Origin of the sequence: Phocaeicola faecalis (assembly GCF_021730445.1) — a bacterium.
GTDB lineage: Bacteria > Bacteroidota > Bacteroidia > Bacteroidales > Bacteroidaceae > Phocaeicola > Phocaeicola faecalis.
Genome location: NZ_JADNRM010000005.1, coordinates 67,628 through 83,219, shown reverse-complemented (window position 1 = coordinate 83,219; position 15,592 = coordinate 67,628). Strand labels below are relative to the sequence as shown.

The following is a 15,592-nucleotide window of genomic DNA, read 5'->3' as shown; positions in this document are numbered from 1 at the left end:
TGATAAGAACTATGAAACTTAAAAATATATTATTTCAGGCTTGTGCCTTGGCAGGAGGAACGCTGATTCTTTCTTCTTGCAATGATTTTTTGGACAGGGAACCTCTGTCATCGGTAACACCGGAAGTTTATTTCACTACAACCGACCATTTTGAGGCTTATTCTATTGCTAAATATAACAACTGGTTCTCAAGTCATGCAGGATATGGTATGGGAATAGGTAATGGCGATGGAGGAACAGACAATGCTGTATCCGGAGGCTACAATTCAACATTGTATGAAAAAGGAGCTTGGAAAGTTCCTCAGTCAGGTGGAGGATGGTCTTTCAACGATATCCGTTATTGTAACTATTTCTTTGAAAACGCAGTCCCTAAATACGAAGCCGGACAGGTTTCGGGTAGTGCTGCCGACATAGAACATTATATTGGTGAAATGCACTTTATGCGTGCATGGATATACTATAGCTATTTGCGTAAATTCGGTGATTATCCTATCATTACCGAAGTACTTCCTGATGACAAGGCGGTACTGATAGAAAAATCGGTACGTCAACCGCGTAATTTGGTGGCTCGTTTTATTTTGGAAGACTTGGATAAAGCGATTAGTATGTTGAAAGGTTGGGGATTCGCTGCCAACAACCGTATTAATAAGGAGACAGCTTTATTGGTAAAATCACGTGTTGCCTTGTACGAAGCAACTTTTGAAAAATACCATAAGGGTACAGGTCGTGTACCGGGTGACGCAAATTGGCCGGGAAAGAAAGTACATCCTAATTTCACTTTGGATGTGGATAAAGAAGTGGATTTCTTCCTGACTCAAGCATTGGAAGCAGCCGAACAGGTTGCCGACAAAGTTACCTTGACCCAAAATACAGGAGTGGCTGATCCGGAAACTATCAGCACTACTTCAGGATGGAACCCTTACTTCGAGATGTTTGCTTCAGTAGATTTGAGCAAAAACTCGGAAGTATTGATGTGGAGATCGTATGCTAAAACAGGAAGTTACTCCATCACTCACGGAACACCTGCATGGGTACAATCAGGAAGCAACAACGGTTTGCTGAAAACTTATGTGGAAAGCTTCCTTATGAAAGATGGTATGCCCTGGTATGCGGCTACAACTACAGCTCCTTATATGGGTGATAAGACGTTGGATGATGTAAAAGATAACCGCGACGACCGTTTGCAATTGTTCATGTTCAGTGAAAGCAACTTCTTGCCTGTTCATTCACAGCAAACAGCAGGTACGGTGCAATATTTCATGCCGCACCCTGTATCAAACCGTCAAGAAATGCAAGACCGTACCGGTTATCGTCTTCGTAAATATGCCAGCTTCGACCTTACACAGAATGTATGGGGTAAAGCAGAGTCAACTACAGGTTGTATCATTTTCCGCGGGGTAGAAGCTTATCTGAACTATATGGAGGCTTATTATCTGAAATACGGAAGAGTGGAAGGTAAAGCTGCCAGCTATTGGAGAGCAGTTCGCGAACGTGCGGGAGTGAATCCTGACTTCAACAAAACCATTGCTGCAACAGATATGAATAAGGAGACAGACTGGGCGAAAAAATCAGGCGATGAAACAGTGGATGCTACACTGTTGAATATCCGACGCGAACGCCGTTGCGAGTTTATTGGTGAAGATATGCGCTACGATGACTTGATACGCTGGCGTGCTATGGACAATATGTTGGCGCAGAAATTCATTCCGGAAGGATGTAATTTCTGGGACGAACTTTACAAAGTAGCTGACAAAGATGAAAACGGTGCTAAAATAGAATATAAGTATACAGGTTCTGAGGGCTCTAATATTTCTGATCCTTCTTTCAAATACTTGCGTCCTTATTCTATTATGAAGGATAACAACCCGGTATACGACGGATATACTTGGGCTAAAGCTAACTATTTGTCACCGTTGCCTATCCGCGAAATAGAACTGTTGTCACCGGATGAAAATGTAGAAACTTCTGTTCTCTATCAGAATCCGTATTGGCCGACAACTATCAACGGTACTGCTATTGAATAAATAAAGAATAGTAATTTAACTGACCGAGTGGAGTATTCCACTCTGATTCTCAAAAAGAAAGGGTTGTGTCAAAACGTGGATAATGCTGTCGTTTCGTTCGTAGGGGCGAGGTTCGCTCGCCCGAAAACAGTTTACTTTGTGTCTTCGGGCAGGCAAACCCTGCCCCTACAGCTGACGATTGGATAGGCTGGTTTAGTTTTGACACATCCTCTTTTATCGAAATCACCCTCGCTACAACTATCTGTGGCGAGGGTGATTTTTAGTTTATGAGAGTTTCGACACACCCTCTTTTTTATAGATAGGTTTGAAATACAATTATTTCATCTTATACACCAATGTTCCTCCCTTCAATATATCTTCGTGTGAGATATAGTTTTTGGTATAGGGTTCGCCGTTCAGTGTAATGCTGTCGATGTATTTATGTTCTTTGGAAATACCCTCTGCAATAACGGTGAATGTCTTTCCGTCTGCCAGATGAAGCACAATCTTCGGCATTTGCGGAGCACCGAACACATAGTTTCCGCTTACCGGATCGACCGGATAGAATCCCATGGCAGAGAACATGTACCATGCAGACATTTGTCCACAATCGTCGTTACCGCAAAGGCCGTCGGGCTCGGGACGATACTGGGTATCAAAAATCTCGCGAATCAATTCCTGCGTACGTTCGGGACGTCCTGCCAAAGCATATAGATAAGTAATGTGATGGCTAGGCTCATTGCCGTGAGCGTATTGTCCGATGAGGCCGGTGACATCTGCCTGCGTCGTTTCCAATTTGAGTGTGAACAGCGAATCAAGCTTGTTCAAGAAAGATTCTTCACCGCCAAAGAGACTGATTAGCCCCGGAACATCATGTTGCACATGCCAAGTGTATTGCCACGCATTTCCTTCGGTGTAGTCGCCACCGGTGCTTTCGGCGTGCGCCACCTGACTGGGGTTGAACGGACTCTTCCAAGTTCCGTCCGAATTACGCGGACGCATAAACTGGGTTTCCGTATCGAACAGGTTCTTGTAGAAATCCGCACGTTTGGAGAAGTAAGCTGCATCTTCTGTCTTACCCATACGTTTAGCCATGTCTGCGGCTGCATAATCGTCGTATACCGATTCGAGGGAAGAAGAGACAGATTCGGTCTTAATCAAATCAGTGGGGAAGTAACCGTATTTCATGTACGTTTCCCAATCGGATTTTTGTTTGTGCGATACGGTCTGGGTTTGCTTGATTGCGTTGAAAGCGCGTTCGGCATCAAATCCGCGGAATCCTTTGCGGTAGGCTTCGGCAACGACAGATACGCCGTGGTTGCCTACCATGGTATAAGTTTCCTTGCCCCACAATCCCCAGATGGGCAGGAAGCCTTGCACCTCGCTCTGTTCTATCAGTGAGTTGACAAAGCCGTCCACTTTTTCGGGAACCATCAGTGTATAGAACGGGTGCGCGGCACGATAAGTATCCCATAATGAGAAAGTGGAATAGAATGTTCCTGTCCCTGCTTTTACAATGGAATCGGCAGCGTTGCGGTAAAGGCCGTCTACATCCGAAATTTGGTTAGGCTGAATCAGTGCATGATAAAAACAAGTGTAGAAGTTGGTCTTTTCATCTTCTGTTCCGGTCACGTCAATACGGCTCAGATAGCTGTTCCAATCGTCATGTGCCGTCTTTTTCACTCCTTCAAAGTCCCATGCGGGCACTTCGGCTTCCATATTCTTCTTGGCACCCTCTATGCCGGTAGTGGAAAGAGCGACTTTCATCAGCAGTTCTTCATCGGGCTGCATATCAAAAGAGGCAACGATGCGTTTCCCTTTTTCTGTCTCGCTCATAGGCAGGTAGATGGTATCGGTGATGGGGCGGTTGAATTTCATCACGAAGAAATAATCCTGATTGACCCAAACGCTGTTGCGTACATGTCCGGTCAGGGTTTGGGCATCTTCCCAGTTCACTTCACACTCTTTTACCTGAGAGTGATATTGGTTTTCATTCCACACCGGCCCATGTTGCAGGTCGATGAGGACGGAAGCGGAGTCGGCATTATGATAGGTGTAGCGGTGCAAGGCTACATGAGGGGTGGCAGTCAGTTCTGCCTTTACATTCGGTTCGGCTAGCTCTACCGTATAATATCCCGGTGTGGCGGCTTCCTGTTCTTTGGAAAAACGGCTGCGGTAGGCATCCCAGGCGCGGGTGCGTGTTCCGGTGACAGGCATGACGAGCACATCGCCCAAATCCATACATCCGGTTCCGTTGAGATGTGTTTGAGTGAATCCCCAGATGATGGAGTCATTATTGACATATTCGGAACAATACCTCCAGCCCACCGCACCGGTGACCGGACTGGTTTGAATCATGCCGAAAGGACGGCAGGCACCGGGAAAAGTATGCCCGTTGTCGGCAGCCCCGATAAAGGTGTTCACGTACTTTGTGTAGTCTGTTTCCGCCGGTTCGTTCTCAGTGGGGTTGCAGCTGAACAATGTCCCGGTCAGGGCTAATGTACATAGAAAATAGAAACTTTTCTTCATTGGTATTTAATTTAATAATGAACGGATTAATAAAGTAGTGTGCCTGAGATGCACCAGTAACTGTTGCTTCCTCCTTCGGGAGCTCCTTGCGGTATCCGGACGGAGAGGGTGTGTTCTCCTGCTTCCAAATCGCCCAAGTAGATATATTCGGGCATAGTTACCGTACCGGGACACCAATTGGAGCGGCTCAAATCCGAAGAACTCAGACCGTTTGAGAAGTTGCCCGAACAAGGATTGGAGTTACGATACGTTCCGCAGTCATCGCGCCAGGGGATGAACGAAATCACTTTCTTGCCATCCAGATAAACGGTATTGGGCTTTTGATTGAATTCATCTCCGTTTCCCCAACCGCCATGTCCGGTGGTGAGATAGAACAGGCGTGCGTTTTTGACCGGTTCTTCTAGGGTGAAGCTCACACGCAGAGAGTCATTCAGGAAGAAGATGGGGTAGGCTTGTCCGGCCTGTTCCAGATAATTCACGGTGTTGAACAAAGGCATGGCTTTGTTTACGCGGCGTTCGTCGTCGGGATAATACTTCAGTTTCAGGGAGAGGCGATGGCCTTTGGCATCCCAGTTGCCGATGTAGGCTCCTATCCATACTTCGCCTTGCAGTTGTGAGGCGAGAGGAGTCACCTCTGATTTGTAGATGACCGAGTCTACCCAATGTTGCCCTTTCACTTTGTTGTGGTTGAACTTACGTACACCGAAACCGGTAAAGAAACGCATCAGTTCTACAGGAGCCTCATAATCTTCTGTCGAAATGAGGGCCGGATAGTTGCCGTCTTTGGCTTGGAAAGCCGGTACGTCTTTCAGGTTCCGTATGGCATCCAGAAAAGATTGTTTCTTGTCGGTCGGGATTACAAAGACAGAGCCGGTACGGTCGTATGCGTCGCCGTCCGAGTATTGGGCGACTTCTACAAAGACGCTGCGGTTCTTCGCCGACTCCGGCAGTTTCACTTTTTTCAGGATAATGGTTCCGCCTCCTGCGCTGTAAGTCATTCCGTCTTCCAGCGTATCCGGCAGTTTGGCATTGTTGAAACAAATGGCTTCCTGGTCGAATACAGGAACGGTGATGACACCACTTTGGTTGATGGTATATTGATAATCGGCCGCATCCATCTTTTCTCCCCACGAAGCCGGCAATAGTTCTTGTGTCTTCTTGAGAGGGGTGACGGTGGAAGCTTCTTGTATCATGTCGCCGTTGCGCACCACCTTCAGCACCAGTCCGTCGGGCACACCGACATTGGCTTGCGGTGTTCCGCGGAAAGGAATATCATTGGTGTACCATACTTCTATGGTGTTTGAATTGATGGAGGTGCGCACTATCTTGCAGTTCAGTCCCAGATGCTTGCCTTCGCCGACAGGAGTAAATCCTTTGCCGAACTCAAAAGGGGTTGCTGCGGAGATAATTTTTCCGTCAGGCAACTCTGCCCACTTATAGGCTTCGCGGCTATCGTAATCGATATAGCTTTTAATGACGGGTTGTTTGTCCTCGAGGGCGTTTCCGGCCGTCGTTTCTTTTTCCTTTTCGGGCCATACACTTTCCAGTGCAACCTGGTTGCCCGATACGGTCATCATTAGCTCTCCGGGGCGGATTTTACCTTTGTAGCTGGATTGGTAAATGACTTCAATCCCTTTGGCATTCTTTACTTTCCTTTGAAGGTTTTGTGCAGAGGCTGCCGAAACGGTCAGCAGGCAGAGCATCAGTAACCATACAGTTTTTATTCCGGTTCTTCTCATATTAAGTGATAATAGTTGGTAATTGGAATGATTGTATAATAGGCAAAGTTAATCATAAATCCGTAAAAGATTGCATCTTAGAGCGTGTCTTGAGCAATAATTTTATAGATTAGAGTCTTTATTCGTATGCTTAAGCTTTTTCTTATGGACATCCAAGCCTTTTCTTATGGACATCCAAGCCTCTGTAAGCGGCAGATTACTACAGACTGCGGCAGTGGACTGTACGAACTCAGGCAGTGGACTGTACGGTCCGTTGTAGTGGACTGTACGGTCTGCGGCAATAGACCGTAGTAGTCTACCGTATGAAAGGGCTTAACCTAAAGGACGAAAATGCTTAGTCAGGCTGAAGAAAGAGACTGTGGCTGCAAATGACGGGAATGGAAATAAAGGCGTACAAATGAACTATGGGTTAATTTTTAGCTTATTTCACCTTACAGATTGATTTAAATACCTATATTTGTGTTTCTAAATTAATGAAAGAAATGGCATATCAGTTTACAAGGATAGCAGTAAAGATTGGAAGTAATGTGCTGGCGCGCAAAGATGGTACGCTGGACGTGACACGGATGTCGGCACTCGTAGACCAGATAGCGGAACTGCACAAGGCGGGAGTGGAGGTGATTTTGATTTCATCGGGAGCTGTTGCTTCGGGAAGAAGTGAAATCAAGCCCTCTAAAAAGTTGGACAGTGTTGACCAGCGACAACTTTTCTCCGCTGTGGGGCAAGCCAAACTGATAAACCGCTATTATGAATTATTTCGCGAGCATGGCATTGCCGTAGGGCAGGTGCTCACTACAAAAGAAAGTTTTGCCACGCGTCGCCATTATCTCAATCAGCGCAACTGCATGATGGTGATGCTGGAGAACGGAGTGATTCCGATTGTAAATGAAAACGATACCATATCGGTGACGGAACTGATGTTTACCGACAATGACGAGCTTTCGGGCATGGTTGCCTCGATGATGGATATGCAGGCACTGGTCATCCTGAGCAATATCGACGGTATCTATAACGGTTCGCCTTCTGCTCCCGGCGTTCGGGTCATCAGAGAGGTGGAGCAGGGAAAAGACCTTTCAGACTATATCAGGACAGAGAAATCCGGCTTCGGGAGGGGAGGGATGCTGACAAAGACGACCATTGCCCGCAAAGTGGCGGATGAAGGCATTACCGTCATTATTGCAAACGGGAAGAGGGAGAATATATTGGTCGATGTGTTGCTGCATCCCGAAGAAACGGTGTGCACTCGTTTTATTCCGGCTACGGATGGGGTGTCGAGCGTAAAGAAATGGATTGCTCACAGCGAAGGCTTTGCAAAAGGGGAATTACATTTGAACGAACCGGCGGTGAAAGTGTTGAAAGGAAAGAAGGCAGTGAGTTTGCTGCCGGTCGGCATCGTTGCCATAGAAGGGGATTTCGAGAAAGATGATATTGTGAAAATCATAGACCACAGGGGAAAGCAAATAGGAGTGGGGCGTGCCGGTTACGATTCGGAAGAAGCGCGTCAGCTGATGGGCAGACATGGCCAAAAGCCGGTGGTACATTATGATTATCTGTATTTGGATTTATCAAACTTGACAGTAATGGGAAGACTGACAGATACTTTTCAGAAGGTGCGGGAAGCCGGCAAGAGTCTGGCTTTTTGCGAGGAGGCAAAGATAAATGAGGTCTTGTGTGCCGTGGCGGATGCCACGGAAGCGCAAGCCGGACAGATTTTGTCGGAGAATGCCAAAGACTTGGCAAGGATGGATGAGTCTAATCCGAAGTATGACAGGCTGAAGCTGACGGCCGAACGTATTCACGGCATTGCCGAAGGCATTCGCAGTGTGACGCGGCTTCCGTCTCCCGCAGGGAGGGTATTGAGCGAAACGGTTCGTCCCAACGGCATGACGTTGACGAAGGTCAGTGTGCCTTTCGGCGTTATCGGTATTGTGTACGAAGCGCGTCCCAATGTTACGCTGGATGTCTTTTCACTTTGCTTTAAGTCGGGAAACGCTTGCCTGCTGAAAGGGGGAGGTGATGCCGATTGTTCCAACCGGGCTATCGTATCGGTCATTCATTCGGTCTTGATACAGCAGGGATTGAGTCCTGAGCTTGTTGTTCTGCTTCCGCCCAATCATGAATCTGCTGCCGAACTGTTGAATGCGAGAGGTTATGTAGATTTGCTGATTCCCCGCGGCGGGAAAGGACTGATTGATTTTGTCCGTCAGAATGCCACTGTTCCGGTGATAGAGACGGGAGCCGGCGTGTGTCACGCTTATTTTGACAGGAGCGGTGATGTGACGAAGGGGGCCGCTATTATCAAGAATGCAAAAACTCGCCGGGTCAGTGTATGCAATGCCTTGGACTGCGTGTTGGTGCATAGGGAGCGTGTGACTGACCTTCCGGCGTTGTGCAGTGGTCTGCAATACTCCAATGTGACTATATATGCCGATGGGGAAGCTTTTGCGGCTTTGCGGGAAAGTTATCCTGCGGAATTGCTCCGCCCTTCCACAAGTGAGAGTTATGGTACCGAATTCCTAGACTATAAAATGGCTGTCAAGGTGCTTTCCGGCCCTGAAGAAGCGGTGGCCCATATTACCCGATACGGTTCCGGCCATAGTGAATGTATTGTGACGGAGGACAGCCGTTCTGCCGACTATTTTATGAAAGCGGTGGATGCGGCGTGTGTTTATGTCAATGTTCCGACTTCTTTTACAGACGGCGGCGAGTTCGGGCTTGGCGCGGAGATAGGTATCAGTACGCAGAAACTTCATGCCCGCGGGCCGATGGGATTGGAGGAGCTTAATACGTATAAATGGATAATCCGTGGAGAAGGACAGGTAAGAGACTGACCGGTGAAATAGAAATTACACATTATATATAGAACGAATTATGAGATACTTTACAAATGTACACGATTTGGGTGATTTGAAGACAGCTTTGGCTGAGGCGTTTGAAATCAAGAAAGACCGCTACAAGTATGAAAACCTGGGAAAGCATAAGACTTGCCTGTTGATATTCTTCAACAACAGCCTGCGCACCCGCTTGAGTACTCAGAAGGCTGCACGCAACCTGGGCATGGACGTTATTGTGCTCGATGTGAACCAAGGTGCATGGAAGTTGGAGACAGAACGCGGTGTGATTATGGATGGTGATAAGAGTGAACACTTGCTGGAAGCCATTCCGGTGATGGCTTCTTATTGCGATATCATCGGTGTGCGCTCTTTTGCTCATTTTGAGAACCGTGAAGATGATTATACGGAAAAGATTCTGAATCAGTTTATTAAGTATTCGGGTAAACCGGTGTTTTCGATGGAAGCTGCTACGGGCCATCCGTTGCAGGCTTTTGCCGACCTGATTACTATTGAGGAATATAAGAAGAAAGAACGTCCTAAGGTAGTGTTGACTTGGGCACCGCATCCGCGTGCGCTTCCGCAGGCTGTTCCCAATTCTTTTGCCGACTGGATGAATGAGGCTGATGTGGATTTTGTTATTACTCATCCCGAAGGTTATGAACTTGATTCTAAGTTTGTCCGCAATGCCAAAGTGGAGTATAATCAGATGAAGGCGTTTGAGGGAGCTGATTTTATTTATGCCAAGAACTGGGCTTGTCCGGGTGTGACTCGTCCGGAGGATTATGGTAAGGTGCTGAGTAAAGATATGGGTTGGACGGTAGACACAGCTCACATGGCAGTTACCGACAATGCTTTCTTTATGCACTGTCTGCCTGTCCGTAGAAATATGATTGTGACGGATGATGTGATTGAAGCGCCTACTTCGTTGGTGATTCCCGAAGCTGCCAATCGTGAGATTTCTGCAACAGTGGTGCTGAAACGCTTGTTGCAAGGGTTGGAGTCATAGTTGTCAAGTCAAATATGGTTGGGGGTGTCAAAACTAAACCAGCCTATCCAATCGTCAGCTGTAGGGGAGTGTGTCAAAACTAAACCGGGCTATCCAATCGTCAGCTGTAGGGGCAGGGTTTGCCTGCCCGAAGACACAAAGTAAACTGTTTTCGGGCGAGCGAACCTCGCCCCTACGAACTAAACGACAGCATTATCCATGTTTTGCACAACCCCATGATTCCCTCATTATTGAAGTCGGTTATCACTTCTCGATGTCCATGCCTTCGTCTATCCAGTTTAGGATACCTTTATCCAGATTGTAGACTTTAAATCCCTTCTTTACCAAGAGTTTTGCTGCATTGCGGCTTCTTCTTCCGCTTTTACAGTATACAGCTACCGGTTGGTCTTTCTGCAACAGTTCATCAACGGCGGCGGCAAAGTTCTCGTCCATTACATTGATGTTCAGGCTGCCGGGGATATGCCCTTCCGAGTATTCGGCGACGGTGCGCACATCCACCAACTGGATTTTATTGTCTTTTATCAACTCTTCGAATTGGGCTGTTGATAAGCTTTTGAACTTCTCTTGTTCTTTTCCTGTGCATGCCCATAATCCGAGTGCAAAGGCGCAGATAAAGAACACAAAATAAATGGTTTTAATCATATCGCTTTTTTATTAATAAGTAAATGAACGGCTGGTCATACCTTCTTTGTAGGTATTCAGTGTAAAGACAATCTCGTCTCCCTCTTGCAATACGTCGGCGTAAGCCCAAAGAGGAACAGAAAGGTAGACTTTGCGGCTGAAACCTTCCACATCGTTGTGGCGGTCGTGGTAGAGAGTGAGATGCAGTGTCTTTGTGCCGTCCTCGTTGTGGGTAATTCCGTTGTCGATGAAATGATACTCGTGTGTGCGGTCTTTCACCATTGCCAGTGCTATCAGGTTCAGGTAACTGCCACTTCTCCAGATGCTTTGGATGGCAACCGGATCTGTATGTATTTCCTTGAATGTATCTTTTGCTTTGGGAATGGGAGAGATGGCCGACTGTGTGTTATACAGGATAGCTTTCAGTGACGATGATTCAGAATCATTGACAGGGGCGTACATGGTAACAGTACGGTAAACGCTGTCGGGTGTCAAGCCGTCCAGACCGGCGCGGGGCTGTATGCTCCACATTATCCCCTCGTCGTTTTTCAGATAAGCCGCCGTTCCCGTATGGTCTGTCACCAAGTCTGTCATTTCGGTCAAGACATTGGGATAGACATAATCGTCATCGCTACAAGCGGTGAGCAATGAAGGGGCAAGAAGGCATAAAAGAATAAATTTCTTCATTGGTAAATCATCTGTTTATCATTAACTGTACTGTTACCTTTGTTGGGTTGTCATTCGGAGAGATTAGCTTTTGGCTGCCTCCAGATAGTTGATTAACGGATTGGCATACATCGTCAAAATCTTGTTGCGCAAGAAAGGAATATCCTTGTCGGGCAAATCAATCTTGGCTATCTGTCCTTCCAGATACTTTTCAAACTTGTTCTTCTCTTCTTCGGTATATTCTTCGGCGAAGCGGTTATCTCCCATTAAGAGATCGCACGCCACATAATTGCCGGCATACAGATGATAGTTTTGATGAATATGCTTGTCTATCAGTGTGGAGATGGCGGTAAACACTTCCGTTTTGGATAAGTTGCGTTCCTTTATCTCATCCAGTTCTTTGTTCAGGCAGGCTGAAGTCTGGAAATGGATACGGCCTTTATACCCATAAAGTCCGGTTTGCATATTGATAAGGTCATCTTCCGGAGATTTCTGGAAGTTGGCATCGTCACGTTTCTGTTGCAGCTCTTTTGCTTTCAGAAAGTCGCATGGGTCGTATTCGTAAGAGATGGAGAGAGGAACGATATTCAGTTCTTTCAATCGTGCGATGGCATCTCCTTCTCCCGCCATGGCCATCATTTTGAGTACACTGTCCTGAGTGCGGTCGTTGGAGTCTTTTGCGCGTCCCTGACGTTGGGCAATCCACAGGTTCTCATGCTTATGGGTGATGGCAAAGTGCATATAGCGCGACATCAGTGCAGATGCTTCCAGTTTCTGACGCATGCTGAGACCGCGTTGCACGATGAATGATTTATTGATACGTACCAGTTTCTTTATCCAGGGATAAATCAGCAGATTGTCGCCGATGGCGATTTCCACGGTATTCATCTTTTGGTCTATCAACAGAATGCATAGAAAAGCGGAGTCGAGGATAATATCACGGTGATTGGAAATGAAGGTGTAATTCATTGTTTTGTCCGTCAGGGCAGAACAGTCGAATGTCAGCCCATTGGCGCATTTCTTTACCAAATCCCATAATAATCCGTAGAAAAATGCTTTTTGGAACTCCAGGTTTGTCCGGCATAGGCGCATCTTCTCGGCAAGGGCCTCAAAAGGTATGCCCGGCATAACAGACTCTACCACTGCTCGGAAGCTTGGGTCGGCGATTAGCTCTTCATAGATTTTCGGCAACTCTTCGGGAGTGTAGGGGCGAATCTTATCAAATTCAGCTGGTATGTTCATGGCTCTTCTAATTTAAGTTAAAACTTATTTTCGATAATATCGGTCATTACATCTTTGATGTCCAGTCCGGCGGCACGCACTTGCTGTGGGATAAAGCTGGTAGCGGTCATGCCCGGAGTGGTGTTGATTTCCAACAGGTTGACTTTGTCGCCTTCGGTAATGATATAATCGATGCGGATAATGCCCGAACAACCTAATATATCATAGATGGCGGAAGTGAGCAGACGTACGCGTTCTGCCGTGTCTTCGGGAAGACGTGCGGGAGTGATTTCCTGTACCTGTCCGTTGTATTTGGCATCGTAATCAAAGAACTCATTGTCGGTTACTACCTCGGTAATGGGGAACACCACTTCTTTATCTTTTGTCTTGTAACATCCGCAAGTCACTTCCGTGCCTTTCATGTAGGCTTCAATCATCACTTCATCGCTTTCATGGAAGGCTTTTTCGATGGCTGGCTGAATCTCTTCTTCTGTTTTGACTTTCGTCACGCCGAAGCTGGAACCGCCGGCATTCGGTTTGATGAAACAAGGCAGACCGATTTTGCTGATTACTTCTTGGTTGGTGATTTCAAAACCTTTGCGGAGAATCAGGGACTCGGATACCCGTATTCCAAATCCTTTCAGGTATTGGTTGCAGGTGAACTTATTGAATGTTATTGCCGAAACCAATACGTTGCAACTGGAATAAGGAATCCCCAGCAAGTCAAAGTAGCCTTGCAGGATACCGTTCTCACCCGGGGTGCCGTGGATGGTGATATAAGCGAAATCGAAAAGTTTCTTTTCGCCATTCTCCATGAATCCGAAGTCGTTACGGTCAATAGGAGTTTTAGTGCCATCGGGCAAGATGACTTCCCAACGGTGGCCTTCCATTTCTACTATATATAAGTTATAACGCTCTTTGTCAATGAAAGAGTAAATTCCCTGTGCGCTGCGCAGGGAAACGGGGAGTTCACTGGAATCTCCTCCGGCTACTATCGCAATGGTACGTTTCATAGTTCTTCTCTGTTGCTGATATAGTTTCTCCACTTGTCTATCAGGTTTGTCATATCCTCGGGTAACGGAGAGGTGAAAAACATCTCTTCGCCGGTGCGGGGATGGACAAAGCCCAGCGTCATGGCGTGAAGTGCCTGACGGGGGCAGGTCTCGAAACAGTTGTTTACGAATTGTTTGTATTTACTGAAATGTGTTCCTTTTAGAATTTCGTTTCCACCGTAGCGTTCATCGTTGAACAAGGTGTGTCCGATATGTTTCATGTGTACACGTATCTGGTGGGTGCGTCCGGTTTCGAGTACACATTCCACCAGCGTGACATAGCCTAACCGGTCCAGAACCCGGTAATGGGTGACGGCATGCTTTCCTTGTGTGGGGTCGCTTAATACCGCCATTTGCATACGGTCTTTCGGATTCCTGCCGATATTGCCCTCTACAGTGCCTTCGTCATTTTCTACTATTCCCCAAACCAACGCATTATATTTACGTTTGGTGGTCTTGTTGTAAAATTGAAGCCCGAGGTGTGTTTTGGCATCGGGAGTCTTGGCCACTACCAGCAGGCCGGAAGTGTCTTTGTCAATACGATGGACAAGTCCCACCTGCGGATCATTCGGATCATATTTGGGATTGTCTTTTAAATGCCAGGCGATGGCGTTGACCAATGTGCCGTGATAATTGCCGCATCCCGGATGTACGACCAGTCCGGCAGGTTTGTTAATCACCATCAGGTCATTGTCCTCATACACAATGTCCAGTGGTATGTCTTCGGGGATAATATCATTGTCGTAACGCGGACGGTCCATCATGACTGTCAGCACGTCACAGGGCTTCACTTTATAGCTGCTTTTCACCGGTTTGCCGTTTGCCATGACAAAACCGGCATCGGCGGCTTTTTGGATTCGGTTGCGCGAAGAGTTGACCAACCGTTCGAACAAGTATTTATCTATCCGCACTTGCGACTGGCCTTTGTCCACCACTACCCGGAAGTGTTCGTATAGCTCCGAAGGGTCTTCCACCACTCGTTCTATATCATCCAGCGTATCGTCTATTTCATCCGCATAGTCTTCTGTCATCATCACTTTATTTGGAATAGTTAGAACCAAGATTTGTCTATCACGGGAGTATCATCGTCACCGGTGGTTGTGGAGTCTATCAAGGTCGAGTCATTGGTCAACTCGTCATTGCCGTTACCCACATGCAAGGTTAATAAAGCCTCGTGAGGAACTTTGTCGCCGGCATTCAGGGTGCGGCCTTTGTAAGTGACGCTGTATACCCAGTCTTTCTCACCGCTGATGTATACCGGTTCGGCCACCTTGAAGCCTAAAGCGCGCAGCTTGGCTTCGGCTTGGCGCAGTGAACTGTTGTCCATGATATCGGGAACACTCACTTTGGGCGCACTGTCCATGTTGACGGTGAGGTAAACCGTTCTTCCTTCTTTTACTTTTGAACCTCCGGCAGGATTCTGTTCCAGTATGGCACCGGGAGGCATCCCTTTGACATAACTGGAGTCGATGGCGACCGCCTTGAGATTTTGTTTATAGATTTCGTTTTCGGCCTGACGTATAGGCAATCCTTTTACATTGGGAACGACCACTGCTTCACCATGGCGGGTGTAATTGTCCAGCCATTGCAGCGTTCCTAAAGCTATTGCTATCACAACAATAATCATGGCCACCAGGTTGAGCCAAAAGAAGCGGTTGTTCTTGAACGAAAAGAATTCTTTGAATGTTACCATAACTAGTTAGATTATTCCGCGTCAAAGATACGACAAATTCATAATTGTTCCTATATTTATAGTCGAATATCATCTGTAAATAGCCGAATATCTTTTCTTCTTTCTTCTGAAGAGCGTATTTATATTAAAGCGTTTCTCCTGTTTCGTATAATTATAATGGATATTTTTGTACCTTTGCGGCCCGAAAACGAACCTATTCTAAATTCAGGATTAACATTTTAAGCTAAA

The 15,592-nt window shown here is 46.8% G+C and carries 11 protein-coding genes and 1 pseudogene; 4 read left to right on the top strand and 8 right to left on the bottom strand.

Features of this window, described 5'->3' with window-relative positions; translation table 11 throughout:
* Nucleotides 1-11: 11 nt before the first annotated feature.
* Nucleotides 12-2,024 (top strand): RagB/SusD family nutrient uptake outer membrane protein, encoded by a 2,013-nt coding sequence (locus tag IR173_RS07710; protein ID WP_237039073.1) that lies wholly within the window; start codon nucleotides 12-14, stop codon nucleotides 2,022-2,024.
* 315 nt (nucleotides 2,025-2,339) lie between these two features.
* Here the strand turns inward: IR173_RS07710 and IR173_RS07705 are convergent, their stop codons facing one another.
* Nucleotides 2,340-4,532 (bottom strand): GH92 family glycosyl hydrolase, encoded by a 2,193-nt coding sequence (locus tag IR173_RS07705; protein ID WP_237039072.1) that lies wholly within the window; start codon nucleotides 4,530-4,532, stop codon nucleotides 2,340-2,342.
* Between the two features lie 26 nt (nucleotides 4,533-4,558).
* Nucleotides 4,559-6,271, bottom strand: coding sequence for a PNGase F N-terminal domain-containing protein (locus tag IR173_RS07700; protein ID WP_237039071.1), 1,713 nt, complete (start codon nucleotides 6,269-6,271; stop codon nucleotides 4,559-4,561).
* 482 nt (nucleotides 6,272-6,753) lie between these two features.
* Between IR173_RS07700 and proB the strand changes: the two are divergent.
* The 3 genes and pseudogenes from proB to IR173_RS07685 form a co-directional block, all read left to right on the top strand.
* Nucleotides 6,754-7,833, top strand: a pseudogene (gene proB / locus IR173_RS07695) (glutamate 5-kinase); the annotation flags it as partial.
* A gap of 18 nt (nucleotides 7,834-7,851) precedes the next feature.
* On the top strand, nucleotides 7,852-9,102 hold the full coding sequence (locus IR173_RS07690; protein ID WP_237039139.1) for a glutamate-5-semialdehyde dehydrogenase: 1,251 nt from the start codon (nucleotides 7,852-7,854) through the stop codon (nucleotides 9,100-9,102).
* 40 nt (nucleotides 9,103-9,142) lie between these two features.
* Nucleotides 9,143-10,111, top strand: a complete 969-nt coding sequence (locus IR173_RS07685; protein ID WP_237039070.1) for a Rossmann-fold NAD(P)-binding domain-containing protein — start codon at nucleotides 9,143-9,145, stop codon at nucleotides 10,109-10,111.
* A gap of 243 nt (nucleotides 10,112-10,354) precedes the next feature.
* Here IR173_RS07685 and IR173_RS07680 read toward each other — a convergent pair whose 3' ends face one another.
* The 6 genes from IR173_RS07680 to IR173_RS07655 all read right to left on the bottom strand — a co-directional run bounded on the left by IR173_RS07680 (nucleotide 10,355) and on the right by IR173_RS07655 (nucleotide 15,364).
* On the bottom strand, nucleotides 10,355-10,753 hold the full coding sequence (locus tag IR173_RS07680) for a rhodanese-like domain-containing protein (protein ID WP_237039069.1): 399 nt from the start codon (nucleotides 10,751-10,753) through the stop codon (nucleotides 10,355-10,357).
* 12 nt (nucleotides 10,754-10,765) lie between these two features.
* Nucleotides 10,766-11,419, bottom strand: a complete 654-nt coding sequence (locus IR173_RS07675) for a NigD1/NigD2 family lipoprotein (RefSeq protein WP_237039068.1) — start codon at nucleotides 11,417-11,419, stop codon at nucleotides 10,766-10,768.
* 63 nt (nucleotides 11,420-11,482) lie between these two features.
* Nucleotides 11,483-12,640 carry an acyltransferase gene (locus IR173_RS07670; RefSeq protein ID WP_237039067.1) on the bottom strand — a complete coding sequence of 386 codons (1,158 nt, stop codon included), beginning with the start codon at nucleotides 12,638-12,640 and terminating at the stop codon, nucleotides 11,483-11,485.
* 17 nt (nucleotides 12,641-12,657) lie between these two features.
* Nucleotides 12,658-13,632 carry a D-alanine--D-alanine ligase gene (locus IR173_RS07665; protein WP_237039066.1) on the bottom strand — a complete coding sequence of 325 codons (975 nt, stop codon included), beginning with the start codon at nucleotides 13,630-13,632 and terminating at the stop codon, nucleotides 12,658-12,660.
* Nucleotides 13,629-14,702: an RluA family pseudouridine synthase gene (locus tag IR173_RS07660; RefSeq protein WP_237039138.1), complete on the bottom strand. Its 1,074-nt coding sequence runs from the start codon at nucleotides 14,700-14,702 to the stop codon at nucleotides 13,629-13,631. The genes IR173_RS07665 and IR173_RS07660 overlap by 4 nt, the downstream gene beginning before the upstream one ends.
* A gap of 20 nt (nucleotides 14,703-14,722) precedes the next feature.
* The gene (locus IR173_RS07655; RefSeq protein ID WP_237039065.1) at nucleotides 14,723-15,364 is read right to left on the bottom strand and encodes a PASTA domain-containing protein; all 642 of its coding nucleotides are present in this window, start codon (nucleotides 15,362-15,364) and stop codon (nucleotides 14,723-14,725) included.
* Nucleotides 15,365-15,592: the final 228 nt, after the last annotated feature.

What these genes read in the sequence shown, in the direction of transcription:
- IR173_RS07710 (WP_237039073.1), top strand. Translation starts at nt 12, where the DNA reads ATGAAACTTAAAAATATATTATTTCAGGCTTGTGCCTTGGCAGGAGGA.
- IR173_RS07705 (WP_237039072.1), bottom strand. Translation starts at nt 4,532, where the DNA reads ATGAAGAAAAGTTTCTATTTTCTATGTACATTAGCCCTGACCGGGACA.
- IR173_RS07700 (WP_237039071.1), bottom strand. Translation starts at nt 6,271, where the DNA reads ATGAGAAGAACCGGAATAAAAACTGTATGGTTACTGATGCTCTGCCTG.
- IR173_RS07690 (WP_237039139.1), top strand. Translation starts at nt 7,852, where the DNA reads ATGGGAAGACTGACAGATACTTTTCAGAAGGTGCGGGAAGCCGGCAAG.
- IR173_RS07685 (WP_237039070.1), top strand. Translation starts at nt 9,143, where the DNA reads ATGAGATACTTTACAAATGTACACGATTTGGGTGATTTGAAGACAGCT.
- IR173_RS07680 (WP_237039069.1), bottom strand. Translation starts at nt 10,753, where the DNA reads ATGATTAAAACCATTTATTTTGTGTTCTTTATCTGCGCCTTTGCACTC.
- IR173_RS07675 (WP_237039068.1), bottom strand. Translation starts at nt 11,419, where the DNA reads ATGAAGAAATTTATTCTTTTATGCCTTCTTGCCCCTTCATTGCTCACC.
- IR173_RS07670 (WP_237039067.1), bottom strand. Translation starts at nt 12,640, where the DNA reads ATGAACATACCAGCTGAATTTGATAAGATTCGCCCCTACACTCCCGAA.
- IR173_RS07665 (WP_237039066.1), bottom strand. Translation starts at nt 13,632, where the DNA reads ATGAAACGTACCATTGCGATAGTAGCCGGAGGAGATTCCAGTGAACTC.
- IR173_RS07660 (WP_237039138.1), bottom strand. Translation starts at nt 14,702, where the DNA reads ATGACAGAAGACTATGCGGATGAAATAGACGATACGCTGGATGATATA.
- IR173_RS07655 (WP_237039065.1), bottom strand. Translation starts at nt 15,364, where the DNA reads ATGGTAACATTCAAAGAATTCTTTTCGTTCAAGAACAACCGCTTCTTT.